Annotated in this window: 12 protein-coding genes; all 12 read right to left on the bottom strand. The window is 36.8% G+C overall.

The window, feature by feature from the left end:
- Nucleotides 1-106: 106 nt before the first annotated feature.
- The gene (locus ACNOGP_RS11405) at nt 107-1,888 is read right to left on the bottom strand and encodes a RagB/SusD family nutrient uptake outer membrane protein (RefSeq protein WP_080973944.1); all 1,782 of its coding nucleotides are present in this window, start codon (nt 1,886-1,888) and stop codon (nt 107-109) included.
- Between the two features lie 11 nt (nt 1,889-1,899).
- Nucleotides 1,900-4,950, bottom strand: coding sequence for a SusC/RagA family TonB-linked outer membrane protein (locus ACNOGP_RS11400; RefSeq protein WP_060451295.1), 3,051 nt, complete (start codon nt 4,948-4,950; stop codon nt 1,900-1,902).
- A gap of 33 nt (nt 4,951-4,983) precedes the next feature.
- Entirely contained in the window at nt 4,984-6,828 is a 1,845-nt protein-coding gene (locus ACNOGP_RS11395; protein WP_081084223.1) for a RagB/SusD family nutrient uptake outer membrane protein, read from the bottom strand.
- Nucleotides 6,829-6,834: 6 nt separating this feature from the next.
- Entirely contained in the window at nt 6,835-9,936 is a 3,102-nt protein-coding gene (locus tag ACNOGP_RS11390) for a SusC/RagA family TonB-linked outer membrane protein (protein ID WP_060451293.1), read from the bottom strand.
- 391 nt (nt 9,937-10,327) lie between these two features.
- A complete protein-coding gene (locus ACNOGP_RS11385; RefSeq protein ID WP_004320105.1) occupies nt 10,328-11,143 on the bottom strand; it encodes a hypothetical protein in 816 nt (271 codons plus the stop codon).
- A 99-nt stretch (nt 11,144-11,242) separates the two neighbouring features.
- The gene (locus ACNOGP_RS11380) at nt 11,243-12,124 is read right to left on the bottom strand and encodes an IS256 family transposase (RefSeq protein ID WP_004320107.1); all 882 of its coding nucleotides are present in this window, start codon (nt 12,122-12,124) and stop codon (nt 11,243-11,245) included.
- Between the two features lie 88 nt (nt 12,125-12,212).
- A complete protein-coding gene (locus ACNOGP_RS11375) occupies nt 12,213-12,425 on the bottom strand; it encodes a Sec-independent protein translocase subunit TatA/TatB (protein ID WP_004320109.1) in 213 nt (70 codons plus the stop codon).
- Between the two features lie 23 nt (nt 12,426-12,448).
- A complete protein-coding gene (locus tag ACNOGP_RS11370) occupies nt 12,449-14,377 on the bottom strand; it encodes an FAD-dependent oxidoreductase (protein WP_149952603.1) in 1,929 nt (642 codons plus the stop codon).
- Nucleotides 14,378-14,419: 42 nt separating this feature from the next.
- Complete coding sequence (locus tag ACNOGP_RS11365; protein WP_081084226.1) at nt 14,420-16,426, bottom strand: glycoside hydrolase family 127 protein; 2,007 nt, start codon at nt 16,424-16,426, stop codon at nt 14,420-14,422.
- A gap of 144 nt (nt 16,427-16,570) precedes the next feature.
- Entirely contained in the window at nt 16,571-17,299 is a 729-nt protein-coding gene (locus tag ACNOGP_RS11360; protein WP_081084227.1) for a FadR/GntR family transcriptional regulator, read from the bottom strand.
- Between the two features lie 82 nt (nt 17,300-17,381).
- Nucleotides 17,382-18,968 carry a sulfatase-like hydrolase/transferase gene (locus tag ACNOGP_RS11355; protein WP_121767377.1) on the bottom strand — a complete coding sequence of 529 codons (1,587 nt, stop codon included), beginning with the start codon at nt 18,966-18,968 and terminating at the stop codon, nt 17,382-17,384.
- 94 nt (nt 18,969-19,062) lie between these two features.
- The gene (locus tag ACNOGP_RS11350) at nt 19,063-20,763 is read right to left on the bottom strand and encodes a RagB/SusD family nutrient uptake outer membrane protein (RefSeq protein WP_081084225.1); all 1,701 of its coding nucleotides are present in this window, start codon (nt 20,761-20,763) and stop codon (nt 19,063-19,065) included.
- Nucleotides 20,764-20,783: the final 20 nt, after the last annotated feature.

The following is a 20,783-nucleotide window of genomic DNA, read 5'->3' as shown; positions in this document are numbered from 1 at the left end:
TATGTATATATGTTAATATAATAATTTTATTAATTGATATTATCCCTACTATTAGACATATACTATTAGTAGGGATAAAATATAGATAATCAGAGTTTTACACTAATTACCATCCTGGGTTTTGGAAATCAATATTTAATCTTTCATATTTGAGTTCTTCTTCCAATGGAATAGGCCAAATACGATATTTGTCATCTACTACATCTCTCTTTTGAACAACAAATCTATTATAAGTTAGGTTTCCATCATCATTCTTTTCAATCTTCATACCTGTAACCACACCTTCATATTTATCGTTCAACTTCCAACGTCTGAGGTCGAAATAACGGTGTTCCTCAAAAGCAAATTCTACACGACGTTCATTACGTAATCTTAAACGCAGCTCATCTGTATCCATTGTACCTTTAACAAGGTTAGGCATTTTTGCACGAGTTCTGACAACGTTGATAGCATCATAGACTTCATCACATGCTCCCTTATATTCCAACATTGCTTCAGCATAATTTAAATACATTTCTGCAAGTCTATAATATGACCAATATCCGTTAAGATCCTGATTTTTATTGGTTTTCCAATGCATGAACTTTCTTAGATAATATCCTGTCCTTGTATATTGCTCGCTTACAGAGGAAATTCCACAATTACCATCAACAAAAGTTTCTACCACTTGAGTATTATTTTCCTGATTATGGAATATACCATTATAATATATGGTTGATTTTAATCTCAAATCTCTATTTTCGTAAGGATTATTCGGATCATATTTACCACCATTTTCCTTTAAAGCTTCAGGATTATAGTTAGGAATTAAATGATCTTCATCCAAATATGGCTTTTCAAGATTTAATATTGGAACGCCATCAATTGTTTCATATGCATCTACCAATTCCTGAGAAGGTGAAATACCACTATTTACAACACCTGCATCCTTAAAAATAGGCAATCCATATTGTGCCCAAAGAGTTTTTATATTATTCTTTGACACATAAATTCCCTCAGTATTAATAGGTTTAGTTCCTACACCAACCCCTTGAAGGAAATAATCTTGATAAGAGCCATACGCTTTTTTATTGACCAATTTAGCAGGTGCTGGATTATAAATACCGTATCTACTCTCTTCCAACAACTTATCAAGCGATTCCTTGGTTATTTCTGCAGCCTCTTTCCAATGATTTTCACCGTTACACCACAAAGGACTTGCAGCATACAATATTGCTTGAGATTTTATAGCATAGGCTATACCTCGTGTCATTGAACCATTTTCAGTTCCATTTTCTACTCTCCACAATAATTCAGGCTCGCTCAACGCCATATCACAATCGGCAATTATATCCTTTACACATTGATAAAAAGATGGTCTTTCAACTTTTGAATAATCATAGTCTTCTGTATTTGAGGTCCTTATTATAGGCAACGGGCCATAATGTTTAATTAATTCCCATGCATAATAAGCACGTAATAAGTATGCCTCTCCTTTCCATCTACTACGATATGCTGGTATAGTAAAAACAGGAACTTTATCAACATTTTCTATAAATACATTACAATGATATATACCTTCATAAAGGTCTTTATATAGGTTAGTATTCATCATATTGTTTGATGAACTCATAGAACCCAAATAATAAGAATAAGCTTTAGAACCCTTCACATCATTAGCATCCTGCGCCTCATCAGTAAAACTTGCAATAAAAGTACCACCGGCGCTATATCTGCCATAACCCGGCATTTTCTTGTAACATGTATTAAGATATTGTGCAGTCATATTATAATCAGAAAAAATTTCGTCATAATTTTTTCTGTCATCAGCATCGTACTCGAAAACACTTTCACACGAAGAACTCAATAATATTGTCACTCCTAATGTTATTATATTAATTATTTTCATAAGTAATTAATTTAAAAGTTTAAGTTTAAACCTACAGTCCAATACTGAGAAGTTGGGAAATTGGATACCTTTCCACCTTCAACATCTATATCATTGGTTTTCATATGATCCCAAGTTAAAAGATTCATACCACTGATATAAAATCTTAATTGGTTAATATGCATCTTCTTCATAAAAGCTTTATCCTTCATTGTATAACCAATTTCTACGTTCTTAAGTCTGGCGAAGCCTTTATTCTGATAATAATAGTTATTGTTCTTTTGGCTGGAACTTCCTTGTTTTGTCAGAGCAGGAGCCAGTATCACCTCGCCATTAGCATACCTTTCAGATGTCCAGGCTTTTAAGTGATGTTCAAAGAAAGTACCGTTATTATATGTTTCATAATATCCTATTCCATTGTTGAAACCACCGAACTTGCCCAATCCTTGGAATAAAACAGAAACGTCCCATGATCTCCACTTAAGGAACAATTCTGCCCCCCAAGCAATCTGAGGTATTGTTGACTCGCCAATAGGAACTATATCTTTCTCATCAATTATATTATCACTATTTTGGTCTATATATATAAAATCACCAGGTCTTGGAGATTTACCGACATAAGTAAGTCCTGATTTGTCAATTTCTTCCTGACTGTTAAAATATCCGTTACCATTAGAATAATCAATTTCATATCCCCAAGTCTGACCTATTCTATATCCTGTCTGCCTATATTTATATGCATAATCGTCTGCTTTAGGCAATTCTCCAATTTCAATAATTTCATTCTTGTTAAATGCGAAATTAGAACTTAAGCCAAGAGAAAAATCTTTATTAATCTGCTTGAAATAACCCAGAGACAAATCAACTCCGGAATTATGAATCTCACTAAGATTTATCTTGCTTAAATAATCAGAAGAAAGTCCGTTCAACAATGGAGTGATATTATCATCAACCAATATGCTTGTTCTTCTGTCATTATAATATTCAACACCAACAGACAACTGATTAAATAAGCTGAAATCTACACCTACATTGAATATCTTTGATTTTTCCCAAGTCAAATTCGGATTACCCAATCTTATTATATCTATAGGTTTGGATAAATAATTTATTCCTCCATTACTTGCTGCACTAGCCAGATAATCTCTATAAAGGAACCTGTCATCACCAAAATTATCATTACCAACAAGTCCATAAGAAGTATGGAACTTTAAGTAAGACAATACTCTATTGTTCTTCAAGGCATCCAGATTAGTTGCGACAAAAGCTAAAGAACCGGAAGGGAAGAAACCATACCTGTTTCCTTTCGAGAATTGTTCAGAACCTTGATATCCTGCTGTAAAATCAGCAAAAATCAGATTATCATAACCATATGACAAACGACCTCCATATGTCATTCTCAATACAGGCTGTACTCCCTGAATTTTATTTGCATTATAGTACTGTTGAGACAAAAACAAATTTACTCCCAATTTATGTCTGTTGAAAGATCTGTTATAGTCAATATTCCAATCATATTGTGACCTGATAGAACTTTGTGTTGATTTTGAGAAAAGAAGAGGTTCCTTTTCTGTAGTGCCATATTGATAAAACAATAATTCATTTGTATTTGTCAAATCCCTTGTCCAGCGCTCATAGTCAGTATTTCCCTTATTTTGAGATGTAGTATTATTGAAATAAATAATATTACCTGATGTTTTAAGACCTGGAGTTATGAATTTTAAGTCAAATTCCAAACCAATGTTAGTCGACAAATTATAGTCTGTTCCTTTAACATATCCTGATCTGTTCAGCCTACCAAATGTAGGATTTGTATTCTCAGGAGTTACTACAACCTTTCCATCCGGTGTCAACGGACCATATATGACGGGAGACATATCAAATATAGAACTCATAACACCTCCGGTTCCATCTGTAGCATTCGGTGACAATTCTTTATTTATTCGCGCTGCAATATTCACATATCCCTTGATATAGTCATTTATCAGGAAATCCACATTCGATCTGAAGTCAAATCTGTTAAGACCGTAAGTTTTCAATGCATCAGCGGTCTTGAATGGAGAATCCTGATGCATATATCCTAAACTTGCATAATATTTGACATATTTAGTTCCACCATGAGCACTGGTATAAATATTCTGAGTCTGTACAACATCCTTCATAAACATATCATACCAATTATTATTTGGATACAGATTCCTATCAGTTCCATTATAATAATTATCTATTTCATCTTGTGAATATATATAGTAATCACCAAAACCGTCATTTTTCCAAGCCTGATTAATCATTGTTGCATAATCACCTGAAGATATCATCTTTGGTCTTACTATTGCATTCTGTAACGTATAGTTCACGTCTACGTTAATAGAGGGAGCAGAAACTCCTCCACGCTTTGTCTTTACGTATATTATACCGGCAGCAGCCTGCATACCATACAAGACAGATGACGATGCATCCTTCATAATAGTGACACTTTCGACATCATTGACGTTAACATTATCAAGACTTCCTATCATTCCGTCAATAAGGATCAAAGTAGCTCTACCATTAACTGTAGAAGCTCCCCTTATATTCAATGAATATGTTTCTTTACTAGGCTCATTACCGGTTGTCTTTACATATAATCCGGGAACTCTACCTGCTAATGCTGCCGCCAAATGATGATTATGAGTTTTTCTCAACTCATCACCGGTTATGACAATAGCAGAACCTCCTACAGAATATGAAGGACGGACATCTTTAATTAAATTTACTTCCTGGTACTTATTGCTGACGTCTCTATCGAGCTTTACATACAAATTCAGTTTGTCATTAATTTTAATCTTTTTAGTAGAATATCCTACGTACTCTACCAACAAATATTTTGTACCGTTAGACAATTCTGCACTAAACTCACCATTCGCATCAGTAATTATATTATCGTCTTCACCTACTAATCTAACTATAGCTCCAGGAAGTCTGTCTCCAGAATCATTACATACATATCCCTTTATGGAACGAGACTGAGCATTTATCAAGTTTAAGTTCATCATCAATATTACAGACAATGCGAAAAACTTACTTATATAGTATTTTCTCATGATATCCAATATTTTTTGTTTTATAAATGAAATTTAATCCCAACCTGGGTTTTGCCAGTTTACTCCTGTAACTGCTTCAAGTCTGTTTGCTTCGTCTAATTCTAAACCGTGAAGCAAATACTTACTTTTATAAGTTTCTCTTGTCCATGGTGTTCCTACAAAAGAGTCTGTCTTCTTATCGTAAGATTGACCTATCGGACATCTATGGTACTCATAAGTATTACCTACCTTCTCTATCCACATCGCAGTTAGATGCTTTCCACCATACTTCATCTCCTCACCAGGTTTAGTCCATCTGCGGATATCATTATATCTGCATTCTTCCATAGCCATTTCAATTCTCCTTTCATTCTGAACCATCAATCTGGCTTCCTCCTGATTTGAAGGATTAATGTTTTTCATCTTTACGCGATCCCTTATAGGCTTTATAGCATCAACTGCATCTTTCCAATTACCATTCTCAATAGCAGCTTCTGCATAATTTAAATATAATTCCGGCAAACGCATCATTCTCCAATGAATTTTTAACCATGATCCAGGATAAGAATCCGGGCGCATATACTTGCGCATATAATATCCTGTACATGTTCTTTTAATATCCCCCATCTTTATACCATCTTTAGCCCCGTTATATGTCCATATATCGAACATTTTCTGATTTTTATTCATTGTTTGCGAACCATTATAAAATATTATTGCATAAAAACGTGGGTCTCTGTTCTCGTAAGGTTTTTGAGGATTATATGTAGTTCCGCTTGCATAGTTTGGCTCAAGATGAAGTTCGTCTTTGTAGGGTTCTTTTAAATCTAATACATATGTACCGTCTTTCATTGGGAATGCATCTACAAGTTCCTGGGTAGGACAAATACCGGATTTACTAGCACCATTTGATGGTAATCCGTTAAATTTAATCGAAGCATTTCCTCCCATCTGAAACTTAGCTATCCATATTGTTTCTTTATCTATTGGAGAAGGTCCATAATCAGCCTGTGAAGTAGAATATTCATAAAATGCATTATCTCCATACAGATTCGTATTCCTCACCTCTGTATACAGTTCATAACCATTTGCTAGACAAGCATCAAGACTTTCCTTTGTTATACGTTCTGCATCAGCCCAATAATTCTGTCCATCACAGAATAAAGGGCTTGCCATATACAATGCAGTTCTTGATTTTACCATTGCAGCAATAGCCTTGGTCATTCGTATTTCCTCTCCGGCTTTTTCATATCTCCAAGGGAATTCAGGAACCTTCATTGCTTCTTCACATTCTGAAATTATAAAATCAGCACAAGTTTTGAAAGATTCTCTTCTTAAATCTGCACCATCATAATCAACAGGAAGCACATCCTTTATAATAGGTACACCTCCAAATCTGGATATTAGTTCCCAATAATAATATGCACGAAGTACCCTTGCTTCAGCCTTCCAGTGAGCCCTATCCTGTTCTGTTGGAACTACTGCATTGTCAATTCTGCTTATAAATAAATTGCATCTCCTTATGTTTCTGAAAAACAAATCCCAAGATGTCCTGTTACCCTTTCCCCAATTATTGTTGTCTGCAATCAGTTTATTACTCCACTTATCAGATTTCATTCCCTTATATGCAACTCCTACATAATTGGTATTTGTAGTATATTCCCATGCATCGTCTGTTAGAATAATAGGTAAGTTTGTTCCCCACGAATATTGTACCGCAAACCCGGGAATATCTTCATAACAAGAATTTAAATATGCTCCGGTAGTTACTTCATTAGCAAAAATCTCGTCATATGAGTGCTGACCTTCCGGGATTACATCTAGTGAATTCAAACAAGAAGAAAATAAATACAAACTTGAAAAAACTAGAAAAAATGTATATAATTTATTTTTCTTCATAATAATCTAAAAATTAATATTAGCACCAAAATTTATTACTTTTAATACAGGTAAAACTGATGTTGTAGTTTTCTGTTCCGGATCAATATTCTCAAACGGCAAATTATCAAAAGTAAGAAGATTCTGACCGTTTGCATAAAGTCTTAATTTATTGATTCCTATCTTTTTAGTCAATTTCTTAGGAAAAGTATAACCAATTTCCAGATTCTTCAATCGCAAGAAAACTCTGTTTCTAATAAAATAATCGTTAGGTTCAAGCGAAGAACTTCCAGAAGTGGTCAAAGCTGGATATGAAATCTTCTCTCCATTACCATATTTTTCCTGTGTCCATGCTCCCAAATGATGATTCTGGAATACAGATTTCGTTTCATCAACACCCATAGATCCCTTATAATTTATATGTGAATTACCTATACCATATAGTAATGCAGAAAAATCAAATCCTTTATAAGAAAAACCTAATGTCAAGCTATAATTAAATTCAGGAAGTGAAGGTTTACCTATTGGAGCATAGTCTTTCTCATCAATTACGTTATCACCGTTCATGTCCTTATATACAAAATCACCTACCCTAGGCTTAATTCCTGAATACTCAGGATAAGCAGCAATTTCTTCTTCAGACAAGAAGTAACCATGCCCCGGCGAATCCCAGTCAATTAAATATCCGAAATTCTGTCCCATTGAATAGCCCTGACCTCTATATGGGCAATAATAATCATCTCCTAAATTTAATTCATCTTTAAAAATTATTTCGTTCCTAGCAAAATTAAGCATACCTCTTATTGAGTAAGACCAATCTTTGTTGACTCTTTTATTATAAAATATATCCAACTCAAAACCATGATTAAAAACTTCACCAAGATTAGCTTTAGGCAACACTGATTGAAAATTACCTAATATGGAAGGCACTGTATTACGGGTGATAAGGATGTTTTTTCTGTTTTCCCTGAAATAGTCAAATGTAACTGTCAAATCATTATTAAACAGACCTAAATCTATACCATAATTTTGTTTATATGCTATTTCCCAGGTAAGATTAGGATTACCGATTAGTACCTCTTGAACCTTCTGACCATTACCTAAGACTGTATCATAAAATATTGTCGGTGGACAATCAACTATAGTATTATTATCCAAATACAGGAATCTCTGGCTTCCAATTTTATCGTTACCTACTTTACCAAAAGATGCACGAAGTTTCAAATTTGATATAGCTTTTACATCCTTCATGAATTCTTCATTAGAAACAAGCCATCCTAAAGAGAAAGCAGGGAATACGCCAAAACGTTTTCCTTTAGCAAATTGCTCCGAACCGTTATATCCTATGTTAAACTCGCCCATATATCTGTCGGCATATCTATAAGTCAAACGTCCGGCAAATCCCAAACGGTTATATGGCAATAAATATATACTTGTTCCTGATGCTGCCTCACTATTGTCTCTCTGGAAAACAAACATCGCACCTACATTATTCTTTCCAAAATCTCTCATATAGTTAACAATCCACTGAAAGTTCAACGAATAAGAGAAACTATATGATTTATTTAATGACAGCTGATACTTCTGATACTCATTCCGTGATGTTAATGAGTAAACGTCATTTATATTACCATTCTCATCTTTCTGCTCTAATATTGACAACTGATATACATTATAACCACTCTTCGATCCTTTTATAATGGAATTCGCATTTACATCATATGCAAGAAGAACTTTTGTACTTAAGCCTTTTACAAATTTATTAAGGTCAAAATCAAAACCTAATGAAGTATTCAGCTTACTCTTATCCTGTGTCTGATAACCCAAATAATTTAACTCACCATAAGGTGATGAATCATCTGTTGAAACCAATGCATCCATAGGAATACCAAAACTTTCGTCTGGAAAAACCGGAACTACAGGAGACATTGTATAAATCTTTCTAATAAACTGATATTGATCATCCTTAAAATTAGGTTTACCAACTTTATCTATATATCCTGCAATTTTAAGGTCAGCTTTAATCCAATCTGTAACCTTAATATCAAGGTTTGATCTAAAATTATATCTATCCAATTTGAATTGAGGGTCATATCCAAGCTTACTTCTAGGTTCAGTATTCATCATACCTCCCTGATTAAGCATACCGACATTCACAAAATACTTGACCCTTTTGGTACTTCCTGAAAGGTTTGCATTATATCTACTCATAATAGAACGATCCTTAAACACTACATCAAACCAGTCAGTATTGGCATAATAAGGGTTTGTACCATCTTTATATAATTGAATTTGTCTATCTGAATATTTTACCGGAAGACCGTCATTCATTAAAGCCTGATTATATAAAGTGGCATACTGCCAAGAGTCCATCATTTCATAATTCTTTGTAAACTCTTGGATACCATACTCTGCAGACACACTTAATGAAGGTTTTTCCTGCTCTCCAACCTTAGTTGTAACCAAAATCACACCATTTGCACCTCTAACACCAAAAACTGCAGTTGCTGAAGCATCTTTAAGGATTGATATGGTTGCTATTTCATTTGGATCGAGCAATGACAAATCTTCTCGCGGAACACCGTCTACTAATATTAAAGGATTCTGTCCATTCATAGTACTTGCTCCTCGCAATCTCAACTGAAAATCTTCCTCACCAGGTTGTCCGCTATTCTGCATAATTGACAAACCCGGTAATTTACCTGTCAAAGAACCGACAAGATTCGCAGAAGGGCTCTGTTTAATCTGATCATTGGATATAGCTGCAACCGCACCAGTAACACTAACTTTTTTCTGTGTTGAATAACCCACAACTACAACTTCTTCCAGCAACTCAGAATCATCTCTCAAAACAACATTGATAGAAGATTGGCCTTTCACTTCTATCTCCTGAGTTACCATTCCAATGTACGAAAACACCAAAACGGATTTTTTTGAAATATCATTTAAGACATAGTTGCCGTCAAAATCCGTAACAGTTCCACTTGTAGTACCCTTGACCTGTACTGTAACACCAATTAAAGGATCTCCATTTTTATCCTTAACATTTCCCGTAATGGAAATATTTTGCCCATAGACAATTAATGAGCAAAAGAAACATAAACAAAAAAATATTAGTCTGTGTCTCATAAATTAAATATTAAAAATTACATTTAGGTTAAAATCTTCACAAAAGTAATTAGAGCCCATTACTATGATGTAACTCTAAGTATAAAATATGTATCTCTCAATAAGAATCAATCAGTTACAAATGTATATCCGTCTATATCTTAAAAAAACAACTTAGTTTTATTCTCCTCATACTACCCTTTCCATTTAGCCTTAGGTACTATATATAATTTTACATACCTGGACAAAAGATGTACAGCTTTCTTCTTAACATCACTGTCATTACCAGATGACAATTCAATCCATTTTGCAATAGATTCAACTTTATTATTAGGAGTATTAAAAGATTTTGCTATTTTGTCTATTTTCAATTGTCCACCACCATATTCTCTCTGTATAAAGTCAGAATTAATTACTCGGAATACCTATTAACTTCTACATTTGGTAGACTATCTACAATTTTCCACTTAATTTTTTCTCTTTCCCTTACATCTTCCGATGTAACTATGGCTTTAACATTTTCTTTGAAACCTTCAAATGTTGCATTTGTCACTTTAATCTGCCATGTATCTTCTACAGTTATAAATACAGGTACAAGAGAAGGATCATCAAATGACTTGACATTTCCATAACAGTTGTTACGGTAGAGTTTATACATCTCAGCATCAGGTTCAAGTACATAAACTTCCTTATCGTCAACCTGAGCGTCTACACCAAAAATAGCATGTACATTATTTATTTCCGAATCATTAGCATATGAACCAATAGTTGCATCAGGATCATCCTTATGCTTTCTATCGATAAACCCTTTATGAATTAACAAACATGCTGATGAACTTTTAGACCACACACTATCTATTTTCACTGTTCCATTATGAGTTGTATGAGGATTCATCATAACAGCAGTTCGTCCGTTCTCATTTCTGACATTCTTAGCCTGTATATCAAAAACACCTGCATATATACCACCTACTCCTGACTCCAAACGTAAAGTTACACCACTTTTTGCATATATATTTCTAAAATAAATGCTCTGAGCACCATGAAGTTGACACAAGCCATAACCTGAATTTGCATTCAATATACTACAATTCCTGATTTCACCATTCGTAGGGAGAGATACTTCCCATTTATCACCTCCCTTAGTTGTGGTTGGAACTAAAGTCAATCCGCAAAATTTAGTATAATTATCTTTGATAACAGCATCTGCTATAAGAAAGTTCTTCACTAATCTACAGATTATAAAACGCGATGCGCCATTACTTCCAGGCTGAAAAAAGAATAATCCACAATATAACAACCATCTGAACCTCTAATAGAACAATTTTCAATATATTGCCCATTGTCCTTTTCTGTAGAAAAAATAAGCAAAATAGTTCAGGAATTCCTTTTGATTTTTAGAGCCTACATATTTGATGGAATTACGTATCTGATGTACTATACAAAGTTGTACAGCTGTATTAGGATAAACACTTTGAATGGCTTCAGGAAAACCTTTCAAGCCGTCTATACAGGCTATAAGAATGTCTTCGACTCCACGGTTCTGGAGGTCTGTCAGAACACTGAGCCAAAAGTTTGCTCCCTCATTTCTTGATATATACATTCCGAGCAGCTCCTTATGTCCTTCCCGGTTAATACCCAACACATTATAGATTGCACGGGATACTGCACAACCGCGTTCATCTGTCACTTTATAGTGAATGGCATCCATCCAGACTATTGGATAAACCGAATCAAGCATACGTGATTTCCATGCCTTTATTTCCGGAAGTACACGGTCGGTGATGGCACTGATTGTATCAGCTGAGACACGATTACCAAGGTTTTCTTCCATCCAGTCACTGATTTCCCTTGTGCTGTTTCCCAAAGCATATAGGCCTATTATACGGTCAGCAACTCCTTCAGCAAGAATTGTCTCGCGCTTCTTAATAAATTGTGGATCAAAACTTGAATTACGGTCGCGGGGAGTGGATACAGTTACCTCACCTAATGGAGTCTGTACCTGTTTCTGCATCTTACCATTACGGCGATTACCCAATTGACGTTCTGTTTCTGTAAGATGTGCATCCATCTCACCTTCCAAGGCTGCATTAAGGATACTTTCCAATAAAGGAGCAAAGGCACCATCTTTACCCAATAAAGGCTTACCTGCTTTTAGTTGTTCAATTGCCTTGTTCTTGATACTCTCAAAATCAAATTCTTCTTTCATACAAAAAAACTGTGTTAGCAAAGTTTATATTTTATTCTTTGCTGACACAGTTTAATTTACATCCTCCAAAAGCTTAAGTCCTTTTCTTTCACTTTTCCGTATTACTTTTCTTATTTTCCAGGCTTACTGTTTCTTCTACAGTTTCATCTATTCCGTTCATACCATCCTTAAAACTCTTAACCCCCTTACCAAGACCCTTCATCAGTTCGGGAATCTTTTTCCCGCCAAACAACAACAAAATGACTAGAGCTATAAAGATCAGCTCCTGACCTCCTATTCCTAAAAGCAATAAATTACACATATCAATTACATTATATAAAATAGTTAATAGCATCTCACTTCGAAAAGCCTTACATCAGAAGCTCCATAAGTTTCTTTTAAGTTTACACGTATTCTTGACGTCCTGACAGGCGAAAAGTTCAACTTTATGAGTCTGTGCAGGTTATTGTCTACTTCTGCCAATTCTTTCCATATGCCATTTGCCTCAGCCTCAACAGAAACTTTCTTTACAAGTTCAACAGGCATTCCTGGTCTCTGCTTTCTTCTCTTTTCTATATTAGGATGAATCTGTATTTCAGTATGAAGATTTGAATCACATTTTATTTCTACAGAAGACAACGAAACCGGTTTATCCCAAGAAAGAATCAAGTCTGGGTTCAGTCCGTCCGACTGCCAATGGTGTATCCTGTTCACCTCATCCCTACTATAGCCGTCAGTCAGTAAAGCCACATTACCTGATGTGGTAGACGAAGCCTCAATCTTCGCCTTGCGTGCCAAGTCAGCCCCGTCGTTTGCCGGACGGTTCGGAATATAGCAGTCATCGCGTAAAAGTCTTTCCTGAAGCTCCGGAATGTGTTTCTTGTAAACTCCTCTTGGAGAAGTCTTATACTCCATACACATGGCAGCAGCAGTACCCGCAGCTTGTCCCACAAGACCACAAATTGCAATAAGTCTGGTTGCTGAAAGAGCTATATGAGTTACACTTACATTTCTTCCTGCAAACATAAGATTATCAATATTCTTAGAATAAATACATCTGTATGGTATTTCAAACATTTTTTCAAATCTTTGATGGAAATAACTTGCAGGTTCCTTATCATTCAAAATTCCGCCGGGACAGTGTTCGTCGAGCGACCAGCCGCCTCCGTATGCTATTGCATCATCAAAATGAGTGAACTTCGTCAAATCGTTTTCATTCAGGATATAATCTCCCATAAAACGCCTTGACTCACGCCGTCCCGGAACGGAACCAACCCAATCCAGTACCAAATTGGCGGCTTCAGGGAATTTTCCAGAGTTCTTAACATAATCCCAAGCACCATATAGATATCCCAACAATTTGTGGCGGTTCTCTTCTGTAACATCAACAATATCCAAGTCGCTACCTAATTCTACCCACCAGAATCCACAACTTAATTGTGTAATTGTACGTTTATTTGCTTTACTAGGATCATATTTGATAGTAAAAGAAGGAGGATTGAAAGGTACAGGATACCCCATATCCTTGGAGCTGAACTGGATACTGTCTCCCATCACCCATCCGTCCGGCTCGTCTGGAGCATATTTCTCATTAAATTCAGCCTTACCTTCTCTTCCGCTCCTATATTCAGCACCGGCACTTGCAGCCAACGCACCATCGCCGGAGCAGTCTATGAATATATCAGCATTTATTATGATTTTAGACTCGGTAGACATTTGGAAACAGATAGCTTTCTTTATCGAATTTCCATCCATAACAGCCTCCATGGCCTGAGTATTCAGCATCAATGTAAGATTTTCCTGGCGAGTTACATAATCATACATTACATGATCCCATACCTCCCAAGAATTCTGGACATTATAGTACCTGTTTTCCAACTGGATTTCCTCCACTATACCAGTTTCCCTGTCGACTCCAAACTTATTCTTGAAATGATAAGAACCGTTTATCGGTACATGAATTTCGCTTGAAGCATTACCGCCAAGAACCGATCTGTTCTGAACTAAAACAGTTTTGGCCCCATGTCGGGCTGCAGATACAGCCGCACACAATCCGGCTACTCCACCACCTATTACCGCTACATCAAAAACATATTCCTTTTCGCGTTTTACAGAAGAAGTATCCTTCTTGCCCATATACTTCCAGTTATCATCGCGTTTAGGCCAATCGGTCTTTGTCTTGAATTTACTATCTACATTAGCCAATGAATATCCTCCCATTGACAAAAAAGCTGTTGTAAGAATAGAGCTTCTTAAGAATTCACGTCTTTTCATGTGTTTATAGATTTATTGTTCGTGTAAGATTTATCAAATTTTTCACCATCGTAAAGGGAAGAAAACCGTCATTTCGCATTCCCCTCTATTAGCCCAGGCATAATAAGGTATAAGCTTCAATGTAAAATCATCATATCCGCGCTTCAAAGGAGAATAAAGGTTGTTTTCATCAAAAGATGACTTTCTGACCAAAGCCTCTGTAGTCAAAGTCCTGACACCTCCCAGCAATGCCTTGTCAAACTTTTCAATAAACTCTGCATCAGAAGGAATAATGACGTCCTTCATTTCTACTCCATTCGGCAAATCGACAGCCTCAGCACAGTATACCAGAGGTCCGCATGAAACGGCAACCTGGTTTCTCAATTCTTCAACCATAGGATTTGCCTCAACTATTTGCGGTTTCATATTCAGGCTTATTTCCACCACATCACCTTTCCTCCACTTTCTGGCAACTGAAGCAAAAGTCCCTGCCTGAGTCTCAACACTTTCATTATTAACCATCACCTGTGGTTGGTCTGCCCATTCAGGAATACGCAATTTCAGTATAAAATCCGCATTTTTGTCACCTTTATATGTCATTCTAATATTTCCGTTCCAAGGATAATCAGTAGACTGACTGAATGCAACATTCTGACCTTTAATAGAGGTCTCGATATTATTAGAACCATATAGAGTCACATACAGTGCATCATCATTTTTTGCATACGCATACTCTTTTGTTTCGGCAAGGAATCTGGCAAGACTGGTAGGACAGCAAACACACGCACACTCTGTAGTCCATCGGTTGTGATAATCCATTGAAAGCATATAGTGATTGTCGGCATGCCACCTTAAAACATTAGTATAAAAATAACTCTTGCCGTCCAGTCCCATTGAGGACAGGTTATTATAGAAAGCCTTTTCCATAGTGTCGAGATATTTCACCTCGCCGGTAAGCATAAACATTCTCCAGCTGAAATATGCCCCATAGAAAGTGGCACATGTTTCATTGTATGCAGATGCGCTATGTATGTGATAAGGATATCCAAAAGCCTCATGTACAACCTCATTACGGTTTTTTTCCGAAGGACCTCCATGAACATTGCCCAAACCTCCTGTAAATGAGGCCTTTCTCAAATACATATCCTCCCAAATATTCTTCAGCGCGCCAAGTAAGACTGTATCTCCCGATTCAGCCACATAATCAGCTGCACCGATATATAGAACAGGAGCCAGCACGGCATGCCCTACAGCACGTTTCTCGGACCTTAGTTTAGTATCGTTCTGATTCTCAGTACGGCCGTTTTTCTGTCCGCGGGCAGAAATAAATCTGTTGGCACAATCCATATAACGTTTATCACCGGTACATCTGTAAAGCTCCATCAACCCCATGATCTGTGTAGGATTATAGTCAATATCAGTAAGTTCAGGAGTCATAACCTTAAAGTAAGAATCAAGGAAATTGCCGACTTTTATTGCTGCATCTATCAATGTCCTTCTGCCTGTCACCCTATAATGAGTAGTTGCAAGAGTAAGGAAATGGCCCATGTTATATGTTTCATGCTGGTTTGGAGCAATAAAACGCTTCGTATTCTTGTATTTTTTCTTTTCGCTTAAAAGGCCAAAACCTATTTGTGTATGAGTGGTTATATATCCGTCATCAGCTACAGACCTGGCCAAAAGGGCAGCCTTTTCTTCTATCAAATCCAGCAGGACCGGATCTTTAGTTACGGAATATACAGCAACCTGCGCCTCAAGCCACTTGTAATAGTCGCCATCCTGCCAGTGTGTTCCTCTAAAACCGTTTTTCGGGTCAGCCTTATCTCCTACTATTCTAAAATTATACTCAGAAAAACCCATAAAATAGTCATATTGGGCCGGGATTACATTTGGAATAACCATATCAAAACGGTCTTTCCAGAATCCGTCTGACCATGCCACTTCACCCATATTTAGACAATGTACTTTAGCGCATGAATTTTGCGTCGCATCAATATAGGGTCTGGTATGGGAATAAGAAGGGATTACACACCCTGAAATAAACAAGCTACAGATAATTTGTGTTTTCATTTCTTTTTATTTTATTTTTGATTAGCAGAGGCAAATGTACAATAGCTTCAGTCTAAATATGTATCCTGCAATAACAAACTTGTCTCTGTAAATAAAAAAACATAGTTATTGCAGGTACATCTTTAGAATACAAACTCTGTATAACTAAATAGTTATATTGGCTCTTTCCAGCTCATCCATCACACTCTTTGTTCCTGCAAGATGAGATTTCATGGCCTCGGATGCTGCAACAGGATCTTTACTGATTATAGTATTGAGAATGGTTTCATGAAAATGATTGCAATTTTCGGGATTGAATTCAGGATTCAGAGTATAGATGATATGATTGTACAGCATAGGACGCATAGTTTCCATCATTAGCGAAAATATGCTGTTTCCAGAAGCATCGGCAACAGATTTATGGAAATTGTAGTCATACTCTGCAAAGGTCTCAAGCTTGTATTCCTCATTCCTCATCTTCTCAAGATTGTCTGAAATAACTTTAATCTGTTCTTCAGTAGCCCTAGAAGCTGCAAGCTCTGTCATCTTGATTTCAATAGAGTTACGGAATTCAAGAATATCCTTCATGGTAGTTTTCTTCAGTTTCAATGCAATCGGAAGGAGTTTGGCAGTAGCCTGTGCACTCTCATCTATGACAACCACACCCTTCCCATGGAATTTTCTTACCATTCCTCTTGATTCAAGAGTCTTTATGGCTTCCCTTACAGAACTTCGTCCTATACCGAATTCACGGCACAAGTCTTCTTCTGTCGGAAGATAATCACCTTGCTTTATTTTTCCTGTTACTATCAAATCTGTTAAAATATCTGTAACCTGTTTGGCAACAGAATCATTTGCCAAACTTGGCAATGCTTTCAATAATTCTGCACTCATATGTTTATCACGTTCTTTTTGTCGTCTGACATCGTATAATAATGCAAATATGTAAACTTTTTTATATAATGACAAGATAAAATCAGTATTTTCTGTAATAATCGGAATACATTTCCAGAACATACCTGTCCAAGGTCTCTTTTTCAATCTTATTAATCTGTTTTCTGTTCATTCCATGATACGGAGAGACATATGTAACAGAATCAGAAGTGTTATAGAGAAATGGTCTACCCAGTTTCAAGGCTGGGTCATCATAGCTCTCCATTGATTTCAGAAGATGTTTCTGAAGTCTGTCTCTTATTTCAGAATATTGCAAATCTTCATAATAATTAACAGTCTCCAACGGGTCTTTCTCTATATCAAGCAACCAAGGTTTTTCCTTACATGACAATACCAACTTATACCTGCCATCAGTAACAGCAGTCCATTCACTGAACGGTGAATCTGTAATATACACCATACGGTCGGCTGGAACAATGTCACTGGAATTTGTCAGAGTACTACAATCATTTATTCCATGAACATTCTCTATTCCGCGCATACCCATCAGACCTAGAACAGTAGGAGCAAAATCAGTTATACTATAAGCTCTTTTCACCAGTTTTCCTTTATTTATAACAGATGGATATCTTATTATAAAAGGAACTCTTACCGCATCGTCATATGGACATCCCTTGTCAACCCTCATATGGTTATAGAGCATATCTCCATGATCGGCAGTAAATACAACAATGGTATTTTCATCGAGATTGTTGTTATCAAGATATGCAAGAATCTTCCCTACATTCTCGTCTATACATTTTACCATGGCAAAATAGTTCTTAACCTTCCCAGGTTCGAATCTTTCAGCCTGAGCCTTTCCCCCAACGCCCCAACCCGGACGCATATCCAACAGTTCCTTTGAATTAGTCTCTGGTGTTTTCAGTTCAATACCGGCATATTGTGACACATACGGATCCTGACACAGATCAGGTGAATGAGGATCAGGTATAGACAGCATAAGGCAAAACGGACGTTCATCTCTTTGCGACAACAGCTCGATGGCTTTGTCAGTAAGGAAATCAGTACTGTAATGGTAACCATCTGTATCCTCCGCTCTGGAATTTGTAATATGGATGCGATTTGGTTCCTCAACCACCTTATACCATTTCTCATGGTCTGATTCAAACATAAATCTACGGTCTTGCCATCCGAATGAATATCCAGGTTCATAAAACATCCTTCCCCTCAGTTTAGGGACACCTGCCAGATGCCATTTCCCGACGTATGTAGTAGAATAACCGTTTTCTGCAAGTACATCGGCAAAAGTCTCTAAATTGGCATCCATAGCCATTCCATTTATTGGAGCGCCTGTTGATGCCGGGTAAAGTCCGGTCTGGAAAGAAGCTCTGGCTGGAGTAGAAACAGGTGCAGAGCTGTAGAAATTAAGACATAGAGCTCCTTCCGCCGCAAGCCGGTCGATATTAGGGGTTTCAATCCTGAGTGATTCACCCCACAAGTTTTTCTGTGAATCTGCGAGATAATTTCTATAACAGCCCAAAGTACGGATAGAATGCTCATCTGTCATTATAATAAGGAGATTCGGTTTATCCTTAACAGTATCTTTTACGCAAGAAGAAAATAAAGCCGTAAAGGCTATAGCAGAAGCCAAATGAAAACTTTTATTCATAAACTTAGATTTTATATAAGGAATGCTTTTGCATAATACATATATACTAGTATTTAGCAGAAGCATCCATATTAACCATTACTTTAAAAAGACATTAATGCCATCCGGTATACTCAAAATTGTCGCCTTCTTCCCAGCCTTTATTCTGAGTCAACACTCCATTTGACAAATCAATCTGGCTTTGAGGTATTGCCCAGAATCCCCCGTTTGTAGCACGATATCTTGAGCTATAGCCGCCACCCAAAGCAGGCATCTTGGTTTCAAAACCTCTATTGTAGACAGTCACACCAATCTGCTTGTCCAACAGTTCTTCAGCAATATGCCATCTGCGGATGTCGTTCCATCTTACACCTTCAAAAGAAAGTTCCCAACGTCTTTCTTTCTGCAAAGCTTCCAAAGAGTATGCTCCTATTGGAGGAAGTCCGGCACGATTACGAACTCTATTTATACCGGTTGTAGTCTGCGACAATTCGGAATGCATCAACAGTATGTCTGCAAAACGCAGCAAAGGGAAATCTGTGATATACGCCCGCCCCATGATATTAGGCACTCCCCATTCAAGAACTGTAAACGAGCATTTCAAATTACCTTTATCATCATATGCAGAAACAGGCATGAATTTTTTTGCTCTATACATTGTTTCTTCCCATGAGTCAAAACCTTCGGCTCTGTATGCAGGAGCCTCGGCATCCAAATCAATGATACTGCCCTGACGACGAATGTCTGTCGGCTCAGCAGCCTTCCACTCATCCCAAATCTGCGGACAAACAGAGCCTAAAGCCCATCCACCGGCATATGGGAAAGTTTTCATTATATTGATTCTAGTAGGCAAGCCTTGCCATAACATAAAGAAATTCTTATACATCTGGGTAGTACCATTTGAACCGATTTTAGCATATTTATACGCATACATAACTTCCTTATTGCTATCGCCTTCCCATTTAAGATTATTATCGATGGCCCACTGCCAGTCCTTTGCTGTATGGCTGTTGCTGTAAGCCCATAGGTTACGGAAGTCACCTACAAGATCATGACCACTATTTTTAATACAGTCGTCAAGATAAGCTATCATATCAGCCTTGGTAAGGGTCTTACCATCATTCAAAGGCATAGACTCTTTCTGATAAAATCCTGTATAGAACAGGAAGATTCTAGACAGATAACCTTCGGCAGCCCATCTGGTAGCTCTTCCGGGTTCTGTCATGTCATACTTAACTGATGGCATCAACTCGATAGCCTTTATCATGTCACTACCCATCTGAGCATACATTTCTTCAACAGTGGCTCTAGGCAAATTTTGCGGTTCGGTCTTTATTGTCAATGGTACAGTTTCAAACAACTGAACAAGGTCCCAATAATACAATGCACGCAAGAAATAAGCCTCACCCATTATCTTATTCTTCTCATCCTCAGTCTTGAAATCTTTACATCTGTCTATTGTCTCGAGCAACATATTCACTCTGTATATGCCCTGATAACGATTGAGCCAGATTGGCTCAAAATTATTAGGATTAGGCGTCATCAATTTGTCAAGGCTCTGAACATCTGTACTGTTCTCACCGCAACCTCCAAGACGTTCATCTGAAGCAGCTTCAGATACAAAATACGGATGATTTTTCACTACATCATTAGATGTATTCTGTATTGCATAGGCACCCGTCAACATAGCATTGACATCTTCTACACTTTGGGGAAAGTTTCCGGTATTCTTTTGTGTAAAATTTTCTGTATCCAAAAAATCTTCGCATCCGCACAGGCATACACCCAAGCATAACGACCAAAATATATTTTTCATCTCATATAAATTTTAATGTT

This window comes from Bacteroides difficilis (genome assembly GCF_048319815.1).
In the GTDB taxonomy this organism is placed as follows: domain Bacteria; phylum Bacteroidota; class Bacteroidia; order Bacteroidales; family Bacteroidaceae; genus Bacteroides; species Bacteroides zhangwenhongii.
The sequence above is the reverse complement of the archived record's forward strand: the minus strand, read 5'-3'. Positions and strand labels throughout refer to the sequence as shown.